Below are 23,955 nucleotides of genomic sequence, written 5' to 3'. Positions count from 1 at the left end.
AGCAAAGGGTCTTGTTATTCAAGCTTCACCTGACATCAGGCGAAGCAGCAATAGCGTTCCATCCAAAAGGACATCACCATGAACATTATGTATAAGCTGAGTGTTGCGGGTCTTGGTCTGGTCATGAGTGGCATTGCGTTGGCGCAGCCACCTCGAGACCTGACAGCTGAAGAAGCCAACCGGACGTTGGTCCTTACATTTTACGATCAGTTCTTCAATCGTCATGAAACAGCCGAGGCCGCCACAGTGATTGCTGATAACTACCGGCAGCACAACCCTGAAGTACCGGATGGGAAGGCACCTTTTGTGGACTATTTCACAGGCTTCTTCAAGGACAATCCCAATTCAAAGGCCAAGGTTGTACGCAGCGCTACCGAAGGGGATCTGGTGTATCTGCACGTACATTCCACTAACGGGACGAATGATCGAGGCCAGGCGGTGGTAGATATATTCAAGGTCGAGAAAGGCAAGATCGTCGAGCATTGGGATGTCATTCAGGATGTCCCTGAGCAGGCTGCCAACGAAAACACCATGTTCTAGCGACCGTTAATAGCCGTTGATGAAAGAATCAACGGCCTGCTTGATGAAAAGGGCACACCCGTGCCCTTTTCTACATCGCTGGCTCAGGAAAGATCAGGCTCGAACAGCTTGCGCTTCATGTAGACCTTTACCCAGAACGCCGCAACAAGGCTGACCACTAGCAGAATACCGCCGGTAATCTTGTAGACCTGCTCGGTTATCTCTGGCGAAGGTGAATTATGGAGCGCGACATAGCCCATTCCCAGAATGCCCAGCAATTGAGGCAATGGGTAAAACGGTGTCTTGTAGGGGCGAGCGTGCTCAGGCATGCGCCAGCGAAGAACGATCACATTGATATGAGCTACCATGTAAGCCAGCAACCAACTGGTAGAGGCAGCAATGACCAGGGTGATGAGCGATTCAATGCTGCCGAGCAATACTGGCAGGGAAACAATTGCAGAGAGAAAAAGAATCGCCACCCATGGCGTTCCAAAGCGCTTGCTCACACACTTGAACTGCGGAAAAACCTGGCCGTTCTCAGCCATCCCCTGCAGCATACGTGCAACCGCGGCAAGAACCGTGTTGATGGTACTGCACGTTGCGGCACAAGCCATGACTGTCGCAATCAGCAGACCTGCCTTGCCAAATACCGCATTCGCATAGTCAAGATAAGGCAGCGGTGAAGTAGTCAATGTCTCCACGCCGAGATAGTAGGACGCACCGACAGCAAAGGTCAGAAAAATCGCCAGCATTACCAGCAGCGACAGGAACATTGCACGAGGAATATTGCGTTCAGGTCGATGGACTTCTGCAATCATGGGACAGATGAATTCGACGCCTACCATCAACCACATGGCCAGCGCGACTAATCCTAGAAAGCTTCCATCCCGGATAGAGACAAAGCTCCAATCCACTCCGGTTTCCGTAATATCCGGGTGCGGTGCCACAAAACCCGTTACGGCAGACAAGCCAATCAGGACCAGGGCGCCTACCAAAATGAAGGCCAGCATGTTCTGCACCCGAGCAAACACATCGGCCCCTACCAGATTGGTAACTGTCAGAATGATCAGAATGGCGATAGGTACTACCTTGGGCGGAAACAGGCCAGGCAGCAGTTGACTGACAATGGCATCCACCAGAAACATCTCCACAGGCAGTGCCAGCATAGCGACCACGACATAACCAGCAAATACCGCCACGATAGCCGGAAAATGACCAATCGCTTTTTGCGTGTAGGTAGCCAACGTCCCCGCCTGAGGATACATCAGGGACAGTTCGGAAAATGTCATGGCATTGAATAGCGCAAGCGTAAATGCAATGAGCATGGCGGCAATGAACCCCATCCCGCCCAGGCCAATCCCCTGCGTCGCTGAAATCATCGAACCCTGCACGATGACCACACCGACGCAGATCGACATCATGGTGAGAAAGCCCAGCTTTTTCCTTATGGGTACTGTTGTTCCGATAGAAACATTGGCGTTCGCAAGCACTGAAGCACTTTTCGAATTCATAGTGTCACCCTCTCCGCATCATGGCGTTGAGCATTAACTTCTGCGCTGCAGGACGATGTGCCTACAGATGCCTGCTACTGTGAGGCGCAGCCGCCAGGATTACTTGTCTCTGGATGCCGCCCTTTTTGCATGAGGATGTCAGCTTGATCGTACAGCCGTTGAAACAGCCATGAGCCATTACTACGCCTTCAGCGAATCGATGGTGAGCGCGCACGGGCAGCAATCTGAAAATGGCCTGGGAGATAGAAGATGCCAAACAATCGACCTGCCTGTTACAGACTGGTCATGCGAGTCTTGCGGCTATTGTCATGTCGAAACCTGATTTTGGAACGTCATGGTCACTCACGGTCAGCACAAGTGCTATTGAAACATTTGCACTAAGGCCTAGAGCTAATTCTTTAAACCAGTAAACCGCATCGTTTCCACCCTTTAGAGCGATAGCCTGATCCTGGCTACAGGCAGAGAATCAGAATTCAGTTCGTCCCGGTCAAATGTCATGGAAAGGATGGAGCGCGCTATGTTTGGCCATAAACCACTTGTCGTCACTGCCCTATTGTCAGTCAGCCTTAGTGCTTTAGCGGAAATGAATACAGCAGAACTTACTCAGGAAGGGGATTATCTTTCTGCATCAATCGAACAAACGGCAACCAACAGCCAAGCCACTGTTTATCAGCAAGGCTCAGATAGCACTGTCACTCTTCGGCAATTACAAGGCGACGGCAATCAAGCCGTAATCGTGGCACAGCAGTTCTACTATAGTCAGGTCGACCTGCTTCAGAGTGGCGATAACAACCGGGCCAATATCCAAAACATCCGCTCTGACAATCGTTTAACTGCATCACAAGTAGGCGCTAATAACCAGCTCCTCATACCTTCAGCTAAATATATTTATGGATACGGGTCCACAATACGTAGCGATACTCAAGGCGATGACAACAACGTCACTATCGAGCAAGGTGCCGAACAAAGCAGTATCGACTACGATGTGATTGGCAATGCCAATACCGTTCATGTTGATCAAGCCACCATATCTGAGACCATTACCGGCACTATGATTGGCAATGGTAATGCTGCCGATATCCAGCAAAGCGGGCAATATAACGGCTCGATAAGGCTGGACCAAGAGGGCGATTTCAATACTGCCTTCATAAACCAGGCCTCGTACGAAGGTGCCAGCCACACAGTCGTGTCTCAAACCGGGACATTTAATGATGCCCACGTGGAACAGTTACGGCACTTTGCGGGCAGTAACACGACGCTGACCCAGACAGGAACTGACAATAGTGCACGCGTTATTCAATAAGCTATTCGTCCAAGCGGACGCTCAAGTCACTACCACTGAGCATGACCATAAGCAAAACGGCCATGCTCATATTCATTCAATTAATACTCCCCTATCTGTGTCAGCAATTACCGATGCAGGGCGAGAAGTTCGTCCCACGCTGAAAACCCTGTTTATCACGGGATACGCCGAAAACGCAGCTATTGGTAACGGTCACCTTGATCCTGGCATGCAGATACTGACCAAACCTTTTGCAATCGACATGCTTGCTGCCCGGGTAAACGAACTGATGAACGCCTGACGTTTGCAGGTACTGATAGCGCACCGTTCAGTAGTGCTAGACCCATCTCTCTAGGTTCTCTTCGCACGATGCAGGCGAACCGTTTCCTCTACAAAGCCGCTTTGAATAGCCGTCAGGTCTCAAGAGGAGCGCTTTAGGGATGATCTGTGTGGCAGCAGGCCTACACGCCAGGAGATCTGATGACCATTACATTGAACGAGCATGCTGCGCTCACGATACGCTTCGCGGGAGGAAAGGGTTTCCGCCTCTTCTTCTGTGATGCCATCCAGACGGTTGCGGCTGATCACACGATAACTCTCATCTCCACACAGTAGCGCCGCTTCTGAATGGCAGGACGACCAATGGCCTAACAAACCGTTGCACTCCACGGCGTATCCAGCTGTTCCGTCCTGCAGATAAGCCGTCTGGGAAGTGGTACAGCCTGACAACAGGATCAGTCCGGACAGCAAGGCGCCCATGCTGGCGTTATGAAAGAGAGATGAGAGAGTCATGGCTGAGTGCTCAGGTGGATATGAGCACTATGGTAGGAGGCAACCTGACACTCAAAAAATTGTTTGCCGAGATACCTTCTATTACGTTGAAAGATAGTTATCTCTCAAGTCCGGCCCCTGCGTCAGTCACCTCATTCAATCTGGCACCTGCTGAAGGAGCTGCTCAGAATAAACCGCAACAGCTCTCTTACTAAGCTAGCTGCTTACCGGACGAACAAACGTCGAAGCGGCCTGTCCACACGTTGTTATAACGGCCATAAAGACGATATTTACTGGGCACCCTGATTGAATGGAAGCGATATATAGTGTCGGCCCAGCTCCGTCAGCGTGCCGTCATTGGCCAGGAGACTCGAGTGATGCACATCATTATCGACTCGACCGGAAAACCAGGCATAACGAAATACATCAGAACGGGATTCTAACAGCGCGACCATTTCGGTCATCTGCTGCTTCTGTTTTTCTACGGAGTCGATCTGCGCTCCGTCAGGCAAGGAATGCCAATTCGCAAATTCAGTAACCCAGAACGGCCGACCATAGCGGGCAAGGCGATCAAGCATTCCAGACAGCCCATAGTCGTACCAATGAAATGCCAGATAATCGATTTGCGGATCTCGACCCGCGTGGGCCGAACTGTACGCAGCAAAAAAGGCGTCGAGCCACGCAACCGGGTCTGAATAGCCTGAAAGGGTGCCCCAATTCATTGCCGGACCCACCAGCTTGACGCCCGTGTTGCGGGAGATGGCCTCGAGGCGAGGCCACAGGGCGGCCGCTGCCTGGGGCGTCAAATTAGCTTGATCCATTAGATTGGGTTCGTTGATCACAAGCAGATAACGTATAGTGGGATGAGCTGTCAGATACATCTGCAACTCTCCATCATTAAAGTTTCCATTCCATACCATGGGAATGAAATCCATTTTATATACGTCCGCATAGTTATAAGCACTTACGGCATCACTAGGACGGGGGCTCCAGTTGTACCACCAACTTATGCCCGAGGATAACGCACTCATATCCTTTCCAGAGGTTAGATCATATGCAATGCCCCGTTTAGGACTTTTACTAGATGGGTCCGCTTGAATCAATGGTGAACCTACAAGCGTAACGAGTATGCCCAGCGTTACCGCTAGTCGCCGTATAAAAGATCTCATCCCCTATCCTTGTACAAATGCCTCAGGAGTGCCGTTTCAGACGGTATCTATGGAGCGTAGGCGACTATAATTCTCTGTCAACCTGACGCTCAACTGGTCAATTTCAGTAGATTACGGTGAGACTTTTATAGTCTAGTCACCTTACCTATTCAAAGTAGCTCCAAGTCTCGCTATAGCACAACCAAGTTTAATCATTACAATGGCATACCTGTATAAATAGTTGACTAAAGCCGCCATTCCATTAAATCAAGAATATATTAAGCAGTAGTCTTTATATATTTTATACCGATTGAATATACGCTCTTAAAAGATATGCCCTTAAACATCGATATACATGATCCTAAGCGAATACCGAGTCTATTCGTTGTATCCAGTACCGATGGGCAGGTATCTTGATCTTCGTTGATTTATGCTCGCTTACTGCATCATGAAAGAGCAGATACGGTTTCATCATAAAGCTACTGTTCTGTCATACTCGGTTGAAACGCTTCAAAGCGGTTGAGTCAGTCTAATGCAGTCATACCCGCGGCTGTCCCTCAGTCAGAGCGTTGATTTCCAGCCATGCCGAGTGTCTCTGCTCTTTCGCTAGCCTATAGCCTGATGCAACTGGAAACGTACTGCTGGTCAGGCGGTCCCATCATCACATTTGACCATCGCACTTTATTAGCTCCGGCCAAGGAAACTGTTATGAGTGATACCACTTACGTCCCACCCAAGATCTGGAAACCTACCACTGCCTCAGGTGGTACTTTTGCCAATATCAATCGCCCTGTAGCCGGGCCAACACATGAAAAGGCTCTTCCGGTTGGTAAGCACCCCCTGCAGTTGTATTCGCTGGCTACGCCAAACGGCGTAAAAGTCACCATCATGCTGGAGGAATTGCTTGCCTTGGGCCATACCGGCGCCGAATACGATGCCTGGCTGATCAAGATTGGCGAGGGCGACCAGTTCTCCAGCGGCTTTGTCGAGATCAACCCTAATTCAAAAATCCCTGCTCTCGCCGATCACGGCGGTGACGCGCTTGTTCGAGTATTCGAATCGGGCTCCATTCTTGTCTATCTGGCCGAAAAGTTCGGTGCCTTTCTACCAACCGACACACTGGCACGCACCGAAACCCTAAACTGGCTGTTCTGGCAAATGGGTTCGGCCCCTTTCGTAGGCGGCGGCTTTGGGCATTTTTATGCCTATGCCCCAGAAAAGCTCGAATACCCCATCAACCGTTACGCCATGGAAACCAAGCGCCAGCTCGACGTGCTGGATCGGCAGCTGGCCGAACGTCGTTATATTGCAGGCGATGAGTACACCATTGCCGACATGGCCATTTGGCCCTGGTACGGCGTTCTTGTACAGGGTGGTCTATACAATGCCGCCGAGTTTCTCTCGGTGCAGGACTACACTCATGTACAGCGCTGGGCAGCTGACATTGCCAAACGCCCCGCCGTGATTCGCGGACGTAAGGTCAACCGCACATGGGGTGAAGAGACCGACCAAGTACCCGAGCGGCACGACGCGTCGGATCTGGACTGATCTCCAGCAGCGTCGGCCATCAGATGGCCGACGCGACACGCAAGCAAACGGCTCTGCTTTCAGTCACCGTCCTGCTTGTTTTGCCTTAAACACCGTTCGCCGAAATATTGCATAGTTAAGCCGAACACATTATCAAGTGCTTCTGCTAGAGCTGCATCCCTACCGCCAGTCGGTTGAACGCATTCATCAGCGAAATGGCAAAGGTTAGATCGGAAATTTGCGCATCGCTAAAATGTTCTTTTAGCGGCTGGTATACAGCATCGGGCGCGCCCTGGCTGGAGACATGGGTAAGGATCTCCGCCCAGCCTTTTCCCGCGCATCAAAGTGCTCGCTGATACGCCACCCGGCCAGGCAATCAAGCTTGGTCTGAGCCATGCCTGCTTCACGTAGCGCTTTGGCATGTTTACCTAGGCAATAGGCGCAGCCGTTAATCTGTGAAACACGTAAATAGACTAGCTCCACCAGCGAAATGCCAAGTGAACCCTTGACCAGGGCATTATTGGTAGTCAGTAAACCTTCATAGGCGGCTGGCGATAAGGTAGCGAAAGGAAGACGCATCTGGCTCATGAAACTCTCCTGCCATGAACTATAGATCGAGTTAATTTTCAGTTGGCGATGACGCTAACGTGTGAAACAAAGGCTCCCAAGCTAGCTGCTGGCGTGCGCTGGTCAAGGCTTCACGTGCAGTGTCAGCACCCGATGCCAGCCCCTCGAGATAATAAAGTGCACATCGAATAAGCCAATGGTATTCAGGACGTGACGCAGATAAGGACTCAGAAAATCTGGCTGACGCGCCCGGGAGCCTTGATGAAAGCCTCCAGAGCTGACCCATCCTCCCCCTACGTCAGCTGCATCGCCGCCCAGGACAGGCCTGCCCAGACTCTTTGACCAACCCGCCTATCGTAAGCGTAATGCTATCGAGCAGCTCTTTAACGGGCTTAAGAAGCATTGTCGAACAGTCACCCGTTTCGAGAAGCTCTCCAGCAGCTTCTAGGCCATGATTTCTCTGGCTTGCTTACGGATTGCTTGAGAAAATCTTTTTCAGACAGAGCCTACAAGCCACACAGTTTGCTCACGCCTGAATTCGACCCGTTCACTGGCTCCAAATACTTGGATAACAGCGGTGACAGCGTCAAACAGCTATTCATCAGTCGTTTTTTACCTTTGAGAAGCCAGGGGTAGATTTAAAGCACGCCTGTAATAATGTGATATCTATCACACTTTATATTGATTACATCGAGCTTATCCATTTTCGTTAAATCAGTACCTTGGTTAGTTGCGCCTTTCTTGGCTGTATCTAACTGGCTTCGTAAGGTCAGACTGCTATGCCACTTTTACGACCCAAATCCTTAGACACAACAGGCAAGCCCTCGGATATAAAAATTATGAAAACTCCTCAACTTCACCCAGCTGAAAAGGAACGCCTAGAGGCGCTTCATTCACTTGGCCTGCTCGATAGTCAAAAGGATGAACGTTTTGAGCGGTTTGTTCGGCTTGCCAAGGCCTTGTGCGATGTACCTATCGCAGCGGTGTCGCTGGTAGATGTAAATCGGCAGTGGTTCTTAGGGTGCGCTGGACTTGGAGTCAGTGAAACGTCTCGCGAAATTTCATTTTGTGGCCACGCAATTTTAGAAAAGTCAGTTCTTTATATCCCTGATACCAAAGCCGACTTGCGTTTCGCCGATAATCCCTTGGTCACTGGAGACCCCTACATTCGGTTTTATGCAGGTTGTCCCTTGTATATGCCAGGTTATCTACCTATCGGCACGCTCTGCATTATTGATACTCATGCCAGAACATTAAAACACGACCAAATGATGCGCTTACGGGATCTGGCTAACTGTCTCCAGCGTGAAATTATAATGCACAAGCTCATACAAGACATTAGTCTACTAACCAATAGTCCGGCGTTGGCTGCATTGAGCGAGCCTGCTTACAACTTGAATGATGAGAGATATTAGCTGCGCGTTCGACCAGCGCCAGTAGAACTGTTCCGCCCTGGCCGTGTCATTGGCCAGCTGCACAGCTTGGGCTGCGGGAAGGCTCAGGGCGCAACAGTTACTTTGCCAGATCCTAAGCAGACCGGCATGCACGGCCCGCCAGAGCACCGTTACTCGAAAGGGGCCATTTTGAAACTGCCCTACTCCATCGATGACACGCGCGTGCTGATCCAGTACGCCCTGCACGGACTGAAGCACATCTATCAGGATGGGCTATGCTTACGCCAAGTTTGAAATCCTCCTGACAAGCCTTAAGCAACGTGACGAATATTCCATGGGGCTATTCCAGCCCGAGCAGTCAGCAGGTGCCGACCGGCTCGGAGCGAGTTACGGCTGATCCCGGCTGAGCCATGCGGCACTAGCTGATAAGCCAGAACTACACCACACGGCTGGATCAATCATGGACGGTGCGCAGCTAGGTGATGTTTATACATAGGTGATCACTTTGAATCGAGCCGCAGAGAAACCGAGAGGGCTTCAGATCAGCCCTCCTGCGGAACGGTCCAAAAAATCTGGACGTTCCCATCATCACGAAAAGCCAAGGTTACGTTGTCGGTTTCCTCAAGCTCCGCCATGATCTGCTCCCACACCTCATCCGGATCGCTTTCGAGCCGCTCAAGCAGGGCTGTTTTTGCGCGCTGTGCGGCTGGACTGTTGATAACCCGCTGAAGACGCATAGCAAGTAAGTCATAGGGTTTAGGGGTAGGTGGAGAGGACGTGGTTTTTTTAGCCATACGCATAGCCCAATACTGTATACATTTACAGTATTATATCTGTGGTGTGGAGATCAAGCCGTTTCATGAACCAGCTCCCGAGCGTATGTAGTTACGCGACTGATGCTCATCCTGTATGTGGCTGTCCTCTCACAGGACGTTCGGCCCTCCACGAAGTTATTAACCTAAGGAGTGATTACACACTTTCGGGTGTACTGATATACGGCGCAAGCGCATTTCGCCTCATTGGCAGTTGCCCCGGTGCAGCAAGAGCCGCCCTTACCAATTCATGCACAGCATCCTGCGCCATGACGCCGAGCGGATGCGACAATACCGCCTGGACGAGACCATCCTTCAAGGCAGCCTGGGTAAGAGGCGTCAGATCATGACAGACCACTACGGGTAAGTGTCCTTGCCGCTCGCGTACCTCCCTGAGCGCACGCAGTACCCCTTCTATCCCTCCTCCCGCCACGTACAGCCCTGCCAGATCAGGCTGGCCTCTTAATAAATCCAAGGTGTTCTCATAAGCGAACATTTCATCTTCCAGCGTAAGCCTGGGCACCAGAAGTTCCCACTCCCCGGCCCGCTCGCTCAAATAACTTCGAAAGCTCATTTCACACAGCTCCTGACACTGGAAGCGCTGAGTGCCGATCAATAGCGCTACCGCCCCTGGCTGGCGAGCCAGCTGGGTAATGAACCAGCCGGCTGTACGTCCCGCCCGGCGGCTATCCAACCCTACATAACCTGCACCCGCAGAGGCTGCCAAATCAGACACTAGAGCGATTACAGGCATACCCTCTGCGCGCAAGGAGGCCACCGCTTCGCATACCTCACGGTGATCAGCTGCAACGACACCTAGTGCATCTACCTGACCACGCAACGCTAGAATCCGCTGCGCCGTGGTAGAAGGTTCGAAGTCATCCAGATAGGTAATCACAACCCTTACCTGTGCCTTGAGCGTAGTGGCGGCTGCCTCGGCCAGCGCTTCGGCTAACCCTTGGTAAAACGCCACGCCCTGCGTCATAAGCAGAAAGCCCAGCCGCACGATGGGCCGCTGCCCTGCCAGATGCTGTTCGATAATGCCCCGTGCATGAAAACCCAGTTGAGATGCGGCATCAGCGATACGCCGCGCTGTGTCTGCACGCACTCTGGCTCTCAGATTGATGACCCGGTCCACTGTTGACAGGCTGACCCCTGCCAGACGGGCTACATCTTCCATAGTAGGGCGACGCGACGAGACACTAGAAGGCTCTGACATGCGTGGATTACCTAAGCCGCTTGTTTGACAGGTTTTGATAGGTTCCGTCGCGACTATAGCACCTACTACTAGCAAAGAGGCCCTGCGCTGCAGGCTACTCCATTACAAATGGATTGGCTTACAGGCTGTTTGTAGCATAGCTGTCTTAAGACTTATGCGTTCTCTTTTCGATAGTTAAGTCCACCAGAAAAACTTCAACGTCTTCCTAAATGGCATGCGTGCGCTTTTGACAGGAAATGAAAGTCTGTTCTACCTGTTTGAAAGGTTTTGACAGATAACGCCATCCCTTCTCTAGCTTTACTTTTCTAAGCCTTCTAGCCTTTCGATCACGTGCTACAGCCCCGTCATAACAACAAGCCTCGGAGCGCAACATGGCCATAAAAATATCCACTGCCCCTTGCTGTTGGGGTGTTGATGACGTCAACAATCCTTTTCTTCCCCCTTGGCAGCATGTACTGCACGAAGCCTCGCAGGCCGGTTACCGTGGGATTGAACTAGGTCCTTATGGATATCTTCCGCTAGACGTTCACACAGTCGGTGATGTTCTGACCGCACATGATCTGCATGTGGTTGCCGGAACTATCTTCGATAACCTTGTCGACCCTCGAAACCTGTCAAATCTTCTAGAGCAGACGCACACTATTTGCTCCTTACTTACGCACCTACCCGTTATCGAGCAGGAGCCCGGCCAACGTTTCCGTATGCCCTATCTGGTTGTAATCGACTGGGGACATGAAGAACGCGACTATAACGCCGGCCATTCTGACCGGGCTCCGCGTCTTCCCCAGCAGGACTGGCAGCACATGATGAGTCACATCCATACCATAGCCGACCTCAGCTGGAAGGAATATGGCGTGCGAACGGTGATTCACCCGCACGCCGGTGGCTATATCGAGTTCGCCGATGAGTTGGCGCAGCTGGTGGAAGATATTCCCGACGATGTTGCGGGTTTGTGCCTGGATACAGGCCATTTGTATTACGCCGGCATGGACCCGGTAGCGACGCTCAGCCAGTACGGAAGTCGCCTTGACTACCTGCATTTCAAAGATATCGACCAGGCGATATTCGATCAGGTCATGGATGAACGCATTAGCTTCTTTGATGCTTGTGCCAAAGGCGTCATGTGCCCAGTTGGACGCGGCGTCATCAACTACCCCGCCCTACACGAACTCATTCAAACATTGGGTTATCAGGGCTACATCACCGTCGAACAGGAGCGCGATCCACGCAACGCCAAGGGCACCCTGCACGATGTTGCGGCCAGCCGCAGCTATCTCTCTACGATCGGTTTCTAACCCACTCTGCTAAAGGACAATAACAATGATTAATGGCAGCAAGCGTATCCCCCACCCCATCCGCTGGGCCATGGTAGGAGGCGGTCGTGATAGCCAGATCGGCTATATTCATCGTTCGGCCGCCTTGCGTGATCAGAACTTTGCCTTGGTAGCTGGAGCTTTCGATATCAATCCTGAACGTGGCCTCGAATTTGGCATAACACTAGGTGTCGATCCTGAACGCTGTTACCCAGACTACCTCAGTCTGTTTGAACAGGAGGCCCAGCGACCGGATGGTATTCAGGCGGTATCCATCGCCACACCCAATGTCACGCATTACGCCATTACCAAGGCGGCGCTGGAGGCAGGCTTGCATGTAATCTGTGAAAAGCCCCTGTGCTTTACAGTGGCGGAAGCTGAAACATTGCGTGAAGTAGCTTTGGCGAAAAACAGAATCGTAGGCGTGACCTATGGTTACGCCGGCCATCAACTGATCGAGCAGGCCCGCCAAATGATTGCCCAAGGCGAACTGGGCGAAATTCGGATGGTACACATGCAATTTGCCCATGGCTTTCATAGTGACTCCGTAGAGTTACAAAACGGGGCCGCCCTATGGCGTATGGACCCCCGCATAGCGGGCCCTAGCTACGTGCTAGGCGATATAGGTACACATCCGCTGTATATTTCAGAAGTTATGTTGCCTGACCTGAAGATCAAGCGCTTGATGTGCTCGCGCCAGAGCTTTGTCAAGAGCCGTGCCCCGCTGGAGGACAATGCCTATACCCTCATGGAATATGACAGTGGTGCCATGGGCATGGTCTGGTCCAGTGCTGTAAACGCAGGTTCCATGCATGGTCAGAAGGTCCGCGTGATCGGCTCCAGGGCCAGTCTTGAATGGTGGGATGAACGTCCTAACCAACTTTCATTCGAAATCCAGGGTCAACCAGCCCAAGTTTTAGAGCGCGGCATGACCTACCTCCACGCCAACGCCCTGATCGACGACCGCATCGGCGCAGGCCACCCCGAGGGGCTTTTCGAGGCGTGGGCCAATCTCTACTACCGCTTCGCCCTGGCCATGGACGCGACGGACCGTAACGATAGCACGCTATTAAAAACGCTTCGTTACCCAGACATCCATGCTGGCGTCGAGGGAGTGCGTTGGGTTGAGCGCTGCGTACAGTCTGCAGATCAGGGCGGCGCATGGATTGACTATTGACGGTAAATTGCCGTCCTCCTTGCCCTGTAAAGGACGGGGAGAACGGCTATTCCTAATCGAGGCCACAGCATGGACACCACGCCACTGGCTTTATAAAGCACGCTTCAACCAGTGCCGCTATTATTAGCAGGTCCATAGCCTGGGTCACAGCCACCACAATACTAGCAGCCGCAAAAACCATCCCTACCCATGCAGACACGTCTGGACGGATTTCTCTTGGCTTGGCCCTTAGCTGCAAGCACGAGCTCTTATGTCACCACTTATTAGCCAGCCTTCATGGATGTGGCACAGGTTCGTTTTTATATTTCCTTCAGGCTTACTGTTCTGCAGACATAGAATCACCCTATTAAAGGGCTGTTAATAGATTGATCACGAACAAAGTAGTAGGGACTCTTTTACTTACTGACACCATCATAACTGTCAGTGGCTGCTTCGAAGGGAAAGAGGTGCTGAAACCAAAATAGTACAACCTGCGCTGAGCGGCGCGAGCCAAAAGGCCCAGACCGGGAAAAGAGCTGGAGCTGAAGTGTATGCACCGAGAAGTTAAATCTCCTGGCGAAGCCAGGTAAACCATTCAGCCGTATCTTCCAGATAACCCCGCTGCAACGTGCGAGGTCAAGAACTTCGTAGATGTGTTTGTGCTGACCAACACTTGTCACCAACTCGGTCACCTCAAACCTGCTTACGCTGCTTCAGCACCAAGGAGCTCTGCTCGCAGCCTAGCCTGCATCTATGCTCATGCTGCTGCGCATGAAGCGATTATCTGCAAGGTAAGCAGCCCGCTTGGAGATGAGGTTGTTAAGTCGCGGCAAAACTACTCTCGATTACCTCACTAACTGGAGCCGGGGCTTGTCCTGGTGCAGTTAGTTGACTGTAGTCAGACAAACCAATGTACTGCTGACAAAACTCAGATTCCTTTATTTATCTCAGTAGCCCGTATTAGCCAGCGCTGCCTTGGGTGGGTTTGTATTTAATGAAATTGTCGCGCCTTGCCCTAACCTCAAAGGATCATCCCTTACGGCTGAGTCTGCTTTTAGGCTTTCTCTTTTTTCAACCACTCTAATGAGTCTTCAAAAGAAATTGGGCGGCTGAATAGATAGCCCTGCACCAGGGTTCCTCCTAGATCGGCAAGCACCGCCATCTCCTCTTGTGTCTCGACACCTTCGATAATGCAATCCAGCTGCATATCCTGGCTTAGGCCAATCAGAGATTTCACTATTTTGTAACCCGCAGGATTGTCCTGGATATTGGTCACAAAGCTACGATCAATCTTCAGCTTCGTAAATGGAAGCGCATGAAGCTGGCTCAGGCTCGAATAGCCTGTACCGAAGTCATCCATAGAGATCCCGCAACCCAATCTGCGAAACTGCTCAATGGCCTGCTTCATTTGAACGACATCCTGCACGATTGCCGTTTCAGTAATTTCCAGATCAAGTCTGGATGGATTAAAACCGCTTCCCCTAATTACATCTATGATGCGTTGGACACTCTCACAGGTTCCACAGTCATGGGCTGATAGGTTGAATGACAAGCGTATCTCACCAGGCCATGAACATGCCTTATGCAATGCCTGGTTTAACAGCGCCAGGGTCAAACGGTTGATCAAGCCAGTGCGCTCAGCAACTGGAATGAACCGGTTGGGCGGCACAAAACCGAGTTCTGGACTTTGCCATCTGGCCAATGCTTCAAAGGCTACGGTCGTGCGAGTGGACCAGTCGATAATCGGCTGAAACAGCACGTATATTTCAAGGTCGAAATTAGCTCTCCGTAACGCCTGCTCCACCTCAACTGCAGAGTGCAGCTCTTCATAGTGGCTCTCTGAAAAGAGGCATACCGTGCCAGGGCTATGGCGCTTGCCTTGATACAGCGCATAGTCTGCAAACTCGTATAACTGAATTGCGCTACCAGCCATTCGTGGAAAGGTGGCGATACCAACCGTTGCCCCTATCTGGATAGACACATCGGCCAGCATGAACTCGGCGCGTAATGCCTGACAGACCCTCTGACCAAACGTGTTTAACTCCTCATCGCTTAGCGGATCATTAATCACTGCCGCAAACTCATCCCCTCCCAAACGCGCAATATGTACCGTCTCGCTGGCTAAGCCTTGAAGCCGTTGTGCAACCATCGCCAGAAGCCTGTCGCCTATACTGTGGCCATACAGATCATTAACCGGCTTAAACCCATCAAGATCGATAATGCCTACTGCAAGGAATCTCCGCTTACGGGTTGCCTCGGCTAACGCACTCTCAAGCGTGTTGAAAAACTGACGGCGATTGGGTAGTCCGGTCAGACTATCCTTATTGGCCAAGCGCAGATTTTCATTACTTAGCTCTTCAGTCTTTTCCTGAACATCAATCAGGTTGGTGAAATCCCGGTAATGGTTTTGCAGCACCACCAACATGGCTATAGATACGAGCAGAATGTTTATGGAGGTGGCAATAAAGGTAGGATTACCGGTCGCTGCAAAAAAAATGATGAAAGCAAGATCCACCACTGCCGTCACGATGAGCGCTGAGGAGCGCAGATGCATCAGACAAAAGATACAGACAATTACGGTAATACCCATGAAGAAGGCAACATGTGCCTGGCTGTAGGCATCACCATAGGGATACAAAGCCAACGACCAGAGCGTGAACCCTCCAGCGATCAAAGGTGCTAGCCGGTTCGTTCGCCTGAGCGTCGCTACGATAGCTTCAGTTGGGGGGATGGCTTTGACGCGCCACCAGTTTATGGCCCGTATTCCACATATAACTGTCAGAAGTGTCGGCACAAGAAGAGTCAGCCAGTAGGGCGCAGCCGCAACGTGAGTGATAGCCAAGACCCAAGAGTTGACCAACAGTACGAAATACATGAGTGGTAACTGCCGGGCTAACGCAACGTATTGGGCCTTTAGTAACCCTGGGTGGTGCTCTGGAACAGACAGGAGCTTAACCAGATAACCCATTAAGGATTTATTCATCACATGGTTCTCTGACGCGACAGTGACATCAAGATGATCTATTCAACACCAATATCTGGCGTAAGCGGATCTGCCATGAGCAGATCTCTAAGGGAGCAAAAAACCTCTTGTCTGCAGGTTGGACCACTGCTAACCGGCAGGAGTTACTGATCAATTCATAAGACGGTTTTCAGGCGTCAGGTATAGGCCGGCGAGGAAAATGTCAAATATATGGCCTCAATTATTTGACTGACCAGCCAGCCAGCTCTTTTTCTTTGGTGCGCCACGCTGCCACAAAGAATAGCTAGCCGATAGATATTGAAAACTCTTTAGCAGGCAAATACTTAGCGAACCCAAAAAATAATGAGTTTGCGACGCCTCACTTGAGCATGTCTTGGCACACTAGTTGTATTAGGTACTGCATGCCCGGAAGCGCTTCAGTCGTAACCCACACGACTGAAACACTTATTTTTCAAGTTCTGGCCTCACGGATACGGATAGAAGACGCCTTTACCTGACTACTTGCAGTATGGTGAATATCAGTATGTCCGTTCGTTTCTCCAAGCGTCTTTTAAAAAGTCTTCCCTTCATCGCTGCCCTGGCTTTTGGCAGTGCAGCGGCCCAAGCCGAACCGGTCGATCTGGTCAGTCTGAACCTGTCCGGTGCAGGATTCGCGCCTCAGGTGCTGCCAGGTATCAACGGCACCAACTACATCTTCCCGGTGGAATCCTACTTCCAGCAGTGGAGCGCCAGGGGTATCAAGACCTTCCGCTTCCCCATTATCTGGGAGCGCCTGCAACCCAAGCTGGGCGGTCCTCTAGATCCTACCTATGTAGCCCTGATAGACCGCACCTTTGGTTATGCGCAAAAGCACAACATCAAGATTATTCTGGACCTGCATAACTATGCACGCTATCGCGGCCAGGTGATTGGTACCAGTGGCGTTCCGTATGCGCGCTACCAGGAGATCATGACCAAGATTGCCCAGCAGTGGAGTAATCAACCCGCCCTGTACGCCTACGACATCATGAATGAGCCCAACGGGGCCCTGGCCTACTGGGCGACCGCCGCACAATACGGTATCAACGGTGTGCGCGCCGTAGACAAGACCCGCCCGATCATTGTGGAAGGTAACGGCTGGTCGAGCGCTACGCGCTGGGCGGAGTGGAATGATCCCTTGCTGAACCTGAAGGATCCGTCCAACAACATCATTTTCTCGGCGCACTCGTATTTCGATGAGAACGCCGGTGGCAGCTATGGTGACGTAGACGTCAACAAGCTGGACGTGATGTATGGCGTGAATCGGGTCAAGCCGTTCGTAGAGTGGCTGAAGAAAAATGGTAAGCGTGGCTACATTGGTGAGTTCGGCGTACCGGATAACAACCCGCGCTGGAACATCCTGATGGACAATATGCTGGCCTACCTGAAAGAGAATTGCGTACCGGCATCCTACTGGGCGGCAGGTCCGGGTTGGGGCAATTATTTCATGTCGGTTGAGCCTATCAATGGTGTAGAGCGTCCGCAGTGGCCGACCCTTAAGAAGTACATGGACAGCAGCAGCTGCACCGAGATTGGTCCGAAGAAAGCTGTTGCTACAACACCTGCAGCATCGACTACTCCTGTGGCCTCTACACCGGCCTCAGCAGGCACGGTGAGTGAGATTAATAACATCACTAACGTGGACTGGCTAAACGGCGTGTATCGCAAGAAGCCTGGTTTTTCGATTCCGGCCAATGATGCTAACAAGGCGGCCTTTAAAGTAGGGGCGTCGGTACGCTTGGCTGATGGCCAGGTCAGAAAGATCAGCTCCGCACAGGTCGGTGCAAAGATGGCGGTGTATCTTGAGGGCGCGGCGGTTAACGGCGCGGTGGTTGGGTATCCTAAAACACTGGTAGTCGTGCCTAACTAAATAAACGACTTCAGCCTCTATAAATCAAAAAGCCGTCCGTAGGGGCGGCTTTTTTTGGCGTTACCCTATGGCTGATAGCAATACTACTACCGCTCCATTACATCAAGTACGACCCTATCCAATCCTGTCTTCACGAGCCATTAGGATACCCCTGATGCTTAGGGTAACAATCAAACGACAGTCATGAGCGTGATCAATCCCGGGGCTGTAACTCTTTTGGTTCAGGACAACGCGGTAGTCTTTCTAGGGGGTCTTGTGCAACCTGCCGGGTGGCAAGGTAGTGTTTGATATCGGCCCGCCTGTCTGCAAGCTTCTGGCGCCGCGTATGCCGCTCGAGCACTACGGCAGCTAATGCCATAGCCAGTAGCGAGACGCTGGCCAGCGTTACGAGTGCGCCTAGCCAGTAGGTATCGATACTGCCATCTATATTCCCGCTAGAGCTTCCCATGTGGAAACGTGCGCTTGCCATTCCGGTGTAATGCATTGCCGCTATGCCAAAGCCGAGAAAAATGGATGCGGCGGAACGCAGCATCCAGACATGCGCCAAAGGCCGCTTTAGATGAAAAGCTACATACAGTGCCGAGATTGAGGCAAGTACTGCGATGACCAGGGAGGCGCCTAGCCATATGGGGTCGTAGCTGATGGCTGGATGCATATTGATTGCAGCCATGCCGGTGTAATGCATCGCTGCAATCCCGGCGCCCATGACCAGACCACCCCAGAAAAAATGCCGAGTCGCCAGTGCTGGACGGCAGACGATTCCCAGCGCTACAGCCGCTGCCAAAATAGCCAGCCCTAACGAAAGCACAGTGGCCGAGGCTTGGTAGCTAAGCTCGATAGGCAGGCTGAAAGCCAGCATGCCAATGAAATGCATTGCCCAGATTCCAACCCCCATGGCTACTGAGCCACAACCAAGCCATTTCCGCGCAGCAGTGCCGGATGTATTAAACACAGCAGAGGCCAGCTGGAGCGCAGTGTAGGAGGTCAGAACTGCCACAAGGATGGAGATTAAGACTAGGAGTGGGTCATAACTACCAGTAAGCATAGGGTTACCCGGTTTCAGATCCTAAGCTTAACGGCCGACTGCGTCGTTTCTGAAATTACGCTCGCAGTCCGAGGTCCATATCCCGGTACGCTCATGTGCTGCAACACATGCGCCAAATACAGCCGTCAATGAATATCCCATGTAGTCGATACACAAGAACCACCCCTTAAGCTGCGCCGCAGGGAAAAGCGTAACTGGTACCCACAACAAATGATCTCCATGAACCAGGCCAATCGTCTTCGGCGCGTCTTCATCGTGTTTGCCCTGTGCTTTACCCTGGGGCTTACCAGCGTTGTGTCACTTCAGCTTTTTAGAAGCTATGAGGCTACTTTAGATGCTGCTGAGGTGAATGCGGCTAATCTGGTGAAATCAATTGCGCAGCACGCTCAGGACACTTACGAGGAACTGGATCTGACCAGCTATGGCATAGTCGAGAGGCTGGAGTGGGATAACTTTGGCGCAGGGCTATCGGATGAAAATGTGGCGCGCTTAAAGCACTTTTTCAAACGCCAGGTGGCTCAGATGAACCAGGTGCACGGCATTTTCGTTTATGACAAGGATGGCAAATGGATCGTGACAGATAAGGATGACTATCCCGCCAACATCAATAACAGTGACCGCGAATATTTCATCTACCATAAGACCTTCATGGATCGAGGGGTCTACATTGGTAAGCCCCTGCGTAGCCGATCGACAGGCGACCTTGTAGTCCCTGTTTCGCGACGAATCAACAACCCGGACAAAAGTTTTGCCGGCGTTGTGCTGATTACCGTCAATATCGAGTATTTCAACGCCTACTATGCTGACTTCCGGCTGGGCGCCGGGGATATCATTGTCCAGGCCTTACGTAGCGGTGAAGTAATCTCACGGTTGCCCGACTCAGAAAATAACATACGGCTTAATCTCTCCAAAGGAGAGGTCTACAGCAAGTACCTGCATCAGGGTCGCTTTGGCGTTGCCCGGATTAAGTCGGTTGTAGACGGCGTAGAGCGTATCCAGGGATATCAGGCGCTTGAGCGTTATCCGCTGGTGGTTCAGGTCGGATTTTCCTTAAAGGATGTGTTAGGTCCCTGGCTGACCGAGGTGGTGATTTACACCGGCGGGCTAATGGTCATGCTCGCTGTTTTATTTGCCCTGGCGATGGTCGTGCTGCGCTACATGCGACTGGACCGGGAAAATCAACTCGAACTTAAAGCCGCCTATGACGCTGTTGAAAGGCTGGCAATGGAAGATGGCCTGACCGGTTTAGCCAACCGACGCCATTTCGATGTCATGCTGCCGGTTGAGCTGAACCGAGGACGCCGTCAGGCTCACCCGATCGGGCTTATCATGCTCGACGTAGATTATTTCAAACGATTTAATGACCGCTATGGCCATCAGATGGGAGATCTGTGCCTTCAAGCTGTAGCGCAGGTCATCAAACAGAATGTTCGCCGCGCAGGTGACTTAGCCGCACGCTATGGTGGTGAAGAGCTTGTCATCCTGCTGCCTAATACCGATGAAGCGGGTACTTATGGCATTGCGACGGCCATCATGGAAGGTATCAGGGCGGCAAACATTGAGCACATGGACTCTCCCCTGGGTCGCGTCACAGCCAGTATCGGATACCATGTAGTGATTCCAGACAGTTCTGAATACAATCCAGCCTATGAGCTGGGCTTTGCTGACATGAATCTGTATACAGCAAAGGAGCTGGGACGAAACAGAGTCCATCCTATTCCCAATATTATCTAACACCCTCTTGCCCAGCCGTTAGAGCAATTTCTCGTTTTCCTCCCCCTCGATTCGATACGGCTGAAAATCTGCGAGCCTACTGAAGCCGATATGAATTTACTTTTATCGCCTGTTAATCAGTGGTTAGAGTTTTGCGGCATTAGACGCAGGAAGTAGTGCAGCCGCAGGCCTTATGGATAGTCTCTTTCGTGAAGCCAGAGGCATGCAAGATATAGAAGAATGGCTGATATCGAATATTGACCAGGAGTACTTTGTTTCAAAAACATAATTGGTCTTTGAATAAGTCAGCACAGGCCTGGATTGCGAGCAGGGCGAGAATCCTACTGAGCTGCTATTACACGGTCACGTCCAGCCCTTTTAGCCATATACATCGCACTATCAGCCATACCGATTAGCTCTACCGGCTCTGTGCTGTTTTCTGGCGCAGTGGCTACACCAAAGGAGGCTGTAACGGAAATGGAGTGGCCACCTTCTAGAGTATTGAGCTGGCGCAGCGCCTCACATACCTGCTGAGCGCGAGCCACGGCATTTTCCTTTGTACAATCCGGCAAAATCATGACCAGTTCTTCACCGCCATACCGGCAGGCTAGATCAGAGGCACGCAAGGACTTTTTCAATAATTGGGCTGTCATGCGCAGGGCTGCATCCCCTCCGGCATGCCCATGGAGATCGTTTACCTGCTTGAAATGGTCGATATCAAGCATGATTACGCTAACAGGTGATCCATTACGTTGTGAACGGGCCAGTTCACGAGCCAGACTTTCCTCCATGAAGCGACGGTTGTAGAGGCCGGTCAGAGCATCCTTGACGGACTGGTCACGCATTACTTGTCTCAGCTTCGCATTGGTCAGTGCCAGCGCGGTCTGCTCACTGATGGCTTCAGCCAGATTCATCGCTTGATCAACCAGGGCGCCGTCCTTAATGGGCTTGCTGATATACAAAAGGCCCAGCACTTCACCGTAAGCGGTTAAGGGTAGGCAGTAATGATTACGCGGGTCTTCTGCCATATAGTGATTACAGTGCAATGCAGAATGATTTTCCTCGCAGTAATGCACTTGTCCCCGGCGCAAAGCCCAGCAATCATGGGGAGCCATCATACGTGGCTCGACCTCCTCGCTGCCCCATGTGGCGCCTCGCTCCAACATGTCTGCTGAATTACGGTAGAGAAAGATCGCACCTACTGTATCTGGCAGCAGTTTTGAGCAATACAGCGAGCTGATTGCCAGTCCCTCTTGCAACGTCATCTCAGTCTGAAGCGTACGAGACATCTCTCCCAAGAGAGATACTTCAAGGTTACGCTGGCTAAGTTCTCTGACGCTCTCCTCAAGCTTTCGGCTGATGAGTTGAGAATCATTGGCTGAGTTTTCTTGAGCAAGGATAGCGTTACGCATTGACCTGAACATAAAGGATAGAAGCAGCATGGTCAGGAGTGTACTGACTAGAGAAAAGCCTACTGCCGCTATACTTTTCTCTCCAAGCTTATTATCAAGCGCTGCCAGTTCCTGCTGCTCTCCAAATATGAGTTCGCCTACCACGTTACGAACGTTTTCCATCAAATCCTTGCCGTGACCGGTGCGAATAATGGCCTCTACTGCAGCGTACCCCTGCTCATGCCTGAGGGTGATGGTTCTGGCCAGATCTTCGAGCTTCAGCTGAGCATGCTTAATAAGCACATCTACTTTTTCTGTCTGATCCAGAACGTCGCCAGCGTAAACACTCTTGAGCCTCTTGAGTTCGTTAGGCAGGGAGGATAGCGAAACATAGTAGGGCCGTAAAAATACCTCATTACCGGTAATGACATAACCACGCTGGCCAGTCTCTGCATCGACCACCAGTTCCTGCACAATACGGAGACTTTCTATTTGCTTCTGGACAACATTACGCTCTTGGCGCGTGTCGTTGACCCAAAACAGGCTAAGGGGGGCAACTGCTGCGGTTAGGATCATAATGATTGAAGCGCTGCCGGCAGCAAGCTTGAGCCGAGCCTTTCTGAACGCCATTACATTAACCTTGCTACCAAATCCGGTTGAGCGGAGCCAAAGTCAGCCGTACCTAAAGGAACGAGAGGGCCATAGAAACGTACTGCTCTGGTAAGCGCCAGCTTGTGAGTAGGCGCTCACCAAGAAACTATGAGAGCAGGCCTAAGGGAAATAAAAATAGCTCGCTCCATAATCACAGGTCTGTTCATTGTCATAAGCATCGACCAACCCTTCAAAAACCTGAGCTTGGCGGCAGCCTTTAAGCCTAGTGGCAGACAGACGGTCATACAGATTCTTGAAGGTCAATAATAAGGTGGGTCGTTACCTTATACAGACAAGCAGCAGAGTATCTGGCTCTGGCTTTAGGTGACGCCCTAGACCTCTCGCTGGCTTTGATAAGTAATGGGCAAGTACTGCGTGATATGACCATCGTCCTGCATGAACACTGGCCTAACGATGGTGAAACAATGACCAAAAAGCGCAACATGCTCCGTACTTTTAGTGTGGGAAGCATAGCGCGGGACGCGAAGCGGCCCTAATGCGACCTGTGCTGCTGCTCGATGTACTGGCGTATGTTCGATATCGACGCCGCGCCCACGTTGCCCGCGAAATAGCTTGGGCTCCATAGGGCGTTATTTAAATACGCAGCCACCACGAGTTCCGGGTACATCAGCCGCAGTCGCCTGCTGGAGACGCCCTTGAGGCTATTCACGAGTCGCGAGAGCGCTACCTTCGACGGATAGTGCATAGCAAATGCACATGGTCAGGCCCGCCATTGAGCTCAATGAGTTCAGATTCAAAGTCCGCGCTGACACTACGGAAAATTCCTTCTGGCGAGAAGCGTACACCACCCGCGTCTGTTCAGCTTGCGGCTCCTTAGTAGGACCGCAGGGCGTCAATGGGTTGCGTATAAAAGAATGGACCTGCTGTGAGTGCGGTGTCGCTCACGATCGCGATATTAACGCGGCTAGAAACATTCTTGCGCTCGGGCATGAGCGTCCATCTGTGGGAATCCCCGTCCTTTAGGCCGGGGAGGATGTAAATGGCAGGCATGAGCAATTACGTACCTGTAGTGAGCGCAGGCTAGATACTTCTGGGTTCGGTTAC

At 51.6% G+C, this 23,955-nt stretch carries 16 protein-coding genes and 7 pseudogenes; 11 read left to right on the top strand and 12 right to left on the bottom strand.

All coding sequences use genetic code 11. From position 1 onward, the window contains the following. Positions 1–78: 78 nt before the first annotated feature. Positions 79–540, top strand: a complete 462-nt coding sequence (locus JQR86_RS19680; protein WP_074828481.1) for a nuclear transport factor 2 family protein — start codon at positions 79–81, stop codon at positions 538–540. A gap of 83 nt (positions 541–623) precedes the next feature. Here the strand turns inward: JQR86_RS19680 and JQR86_RS19675 are convergent, their stop codons facing one another. Further along, a complete protein-coding gene (locus JQR86_RS19675) occupies positions 624–2,030 on the bottom strand; it encodes an APC family permease (RefSeq protein WP_434155229.1) in 1,407 nt (468 codons plus the stop codon). A 517-nt stretch (positions 2,031–2,547) separates the two neighbouring features. Here JQR86_RS19675 and JQR86_RS19670 point away from each other — a divergent pair. Continuing rightward, complete coding sequence (locus tag JQR86_RS19670; RefSeq protein ID WP_434155228.1) at positions 2,548–3,333, top strand: hypothetical protein; 786 nt, start codon at positions 2,548–2,550, stop codon at positions 3,331–3,333. Between the two features lie 106 nt (positions 3,334–3,439). Beyond that, positions 3,440–3,613, top strand: a pseudogene (locus JQR86_RS19665) (ATP-binding protein); the annotation flags it as partial. Between the two features lie 119 nt (positions 3,614–3,732). Here the strand turns inward: JQR86_RS19665 and JQR86_RS19660 are convergent. Further along, positions 3,733–4,104 (bottom strand): hypothetical protein, encoded by a 372-nt coding sequence (locus JQR86_RS19660; RefSeq protein WP_434155226.1) that lies wholly within the window; start codon positions 4,102–4,104, stop codon positions 3,733–3,735. A gap of 269 nt (positions 4,105–4,373) precedes the next feature. Continuing rightward, a complete protein-coding gene (locus JQR86_RS19655) occupies positions 4,374–5,252 on the bottom strand; it encodes a glycoside hydrolase family protein (RefSeq protein WP_434155225.1) in 879 nt (292 codons plus the stop codon). 687 nt (positions 5,253–5,939) lie between these two features. Between JQR86_RS19655 and yghU the strand changes: the two genes are divergently transcribed. Beyond that, positions 5,940–6,779, top strand: coding sequence for a glutathione-dependent disulfide-bond oxidoreductase (gene yghU, locus JQR86_RS19650; RefSeq protein ID WP_434155224.1), 840 nt, complete (start codon positions 5,940–5,942; stop codon positions 6,777–6,779). A 145-nt stretch (positions 6,780–6,924) separates the two neighbouring features. Here yghU and JQR86_RS19645 read toward each other — a convergent pair. Together JQR86_RS19645 and JQR86_RS19640 are read right to left on the bottom strand one after the other, a co-directional pair. Then, a pseudogene (locus JQR86_RS19645) lies at positions 6,925–7,346 on the bottom strand (carboxymuconolactone decarboxylase family protein). A gap of 31 nt (positions 7,347–7,377) precedes the next feature. Beyond that, positions 7,378–7,607 (bottom strand): annotated as a pseudogene (locus JQR86_RS19640) (FMN-dependent NADH-azoreductase); the annotation flags it as partial. A gap of 557 nt (positions 7,608–8,164) precedes the next feature. Here JQR86_RS19640 and JQR86_RS19635 point away from each other — a divergent pair. Both JQR86_RS19635 and JQR86_RS19630 read left to right on the top strand, forming a co-directional pair. Beyond that, entirely contained in the window at positions 8,165–8,740 is a 576-nt protein-coding gene (locus JQR86_RS19635) for a GAF domain-containing protein (protein ID WP_157782928.1), read from the top strand. Between the two features lie 126 nt (positions 8,741–8,866). Next, a complete protein-coding gene (locus JQR86_RS19630) occupies positions 8,867–9,013 on the top strand; it encodes a hypothetical protein (RefSeq protein WP_434155222.1) in 147 nt (48 codons plus the stop codon). Positions 9,014–9,261: 248 nt separating this feature from the next. Here JQR86_RS19630 and JQR86_RS19625 read toward each other — a convergent pair whose 3' ends face one another. Beyond that, positions 9,262–9,513 (bottom strand): DUF1654 domain-containing protein, encoded by a 252-nt coding sequence (locus JQR86_RS19625; protein WP_051370278.1) that lies wholly within the window; start codon positions 9,511–9,513, stop codon positions 9,262–9,264. Between the two features lie 175 nt (positions 9,514–9,688). After that, the gene (locus JQR86_RS19620) at positions 9,689–10,750 is read right to left on the bottom strand and encodes a LacI family DNA-binding transcriptional regulator (protein WP_434155221.1); all 1,062 of its coding nucleotides are present in this window, start codon (positions 10,748–10,750) and stop codon (positions 9,689–9,691) included. Between the two features lie 371 nt (positions 10,751–11,121). On the opposite strand from JQR86_RS19620, the gene JQR86_RS19615 reads away from it, so the two are divergent. After that, a complete protein-coding gene (locus JQR86_RS19615) occupies positions 11,122–12,045 on the top strand; it encodes a TIM barrel protein (RefSeq protein ID WP_407363633.1) in 924 nt (307 codons plus the stop codon). Between the two features lie 25 nt (positions 12,046–12,070). Next, positions 12,071–13,240: a Gfo/Idh/MocA family protein gene (locus tag JQR86_RS19610; RefSeq protein ID WP_434155218.1), complete on the top strand. Its 1,170-nt coding sequence runs from the start codon at positions 12,071–12,073 to the stop codon at positions 13,238–13,240. Positions 13,241–14,273: 1,033 nt separating this feature from the next. On the opposite strand, the gene JQR86_RS19605 is transcribed toward JQR86_RS19610, so the two are convergent. Then, positions 14,274–16,202, bottom strand: coding sequence for a putative bifunctional diguanylate cyclase/phosphodiesterase (locus tag JQR86_RS19605; protein WP_434155216.1), 1,929 nt, complete (start codon positions 16,200–16,202; stop codon positions 14,274–14,276). 523 nt (positions 16,203–16,725) lie between these two features. Between JQR86_RS19605 and JQR86_RS19600 the strand changes: the two are divergent. Continuing rightward, positions 16,726–18,078: pseudogene (locus tag JQR86_RS19600) on the top strand (glycoside hydrolase family 5 protein); the annotation flags it as partial. 205 nt (positions 18,079–18,283) lie between these two features. Here JQR86_RS19600 and JQR86_RS19595 read toward each other — a convergent pair. Together JQR86_RS19595 and JQR86_RS19590 are read right to left on the bottom strand one after the other, a co-directional pair. Continuing rightward, positions 18,284–18,985 carry an MHYT domain-containing protein gene (locus JQR86_RS19595; protein ID WP_434155460.1) on the bottom strand — a complete coding sequence of 234 codons (702 nt, stop codon included), beginning with the start codon at positions 18,983–18,985 and terminating at the stop codon, positions 18,284–18,286. Positions 18,986–19,039: 54 nt separating this feature from the next. After that, positions 19,040–19,135, bottom strand: a pseudogene (locus JQR86_RS19590) (MHYT domain-containing protein); the annotation flags it as partial. 219 nt (positions 19,136–19,354) lie between these two features. Here JQR86_RS19590 and JQR86_RS19585 point away from each other — a divergent pair. Continuing rightward, positions 19,355–20,869: a sensor domain-containing diguanylate cyclase gene (locus JQR86_RS19585; protein WP_404628309.1), complete on the top strand. Its 1,515-nt coding sequence runs from the start codon at positions 19,355–19,357 to the stop codon at positions 20,867–20,869. A 320-nt stretch (positions 20,870–21,189) separates the two neighbouring features. Here the strand turns inward: JQR86_RS19585 and JQR86_RS19580 are convergent, their stop codons facing one another. Further along, positions 21,190–22,869, bottom strand: coding sequence for a diguanylate cyclase (locus tag JQR86_RS19580; protein ID WP_434155214.1), 1,680 nt, complete (start codon positions 22,867–22,869; stop codon positions 21,190–21,192). A 353-nt stretch (positions 22,870–23,222) separates the two neighbouring features. Further along, positions 23,223–23,670 (bottom strand): annotated as a pseudogene (tnpA, locus tag JQR86_RS19575) (IS200/IS605 family transposase); the annotation flags it as partial. A gap of 15 nt (positions 23,671–23,685) precedes the next feature. Between tnpA and JQR86_RS19570 the strand changes: the two are divergent. Further along, a pseudogene (locus tag JQR86_RS19570) lies at positions 23,686–23,874 on the top strand (zinc ribbon domain-containing protein); the annotation flags it as partial. Positions 23,875–23,955: the final 81 nt, after the last annotated feature.

Origin of the sequence: Pseudomonas sp. JZ134, assembly GCF_051027695.1 — a bacterium.
Classification (GTDB): Bacteria; Pseudomonadota; Gammaproteobacteria; order Pseudomonadales; family Pseudomonadaceae; genus Chryseomonas; species Chryseomonas luteola.
Note: the sequence above shows the minus strand (reverse complement) of the source record. Positions and strands in the feature narration are given on the sequence as shown.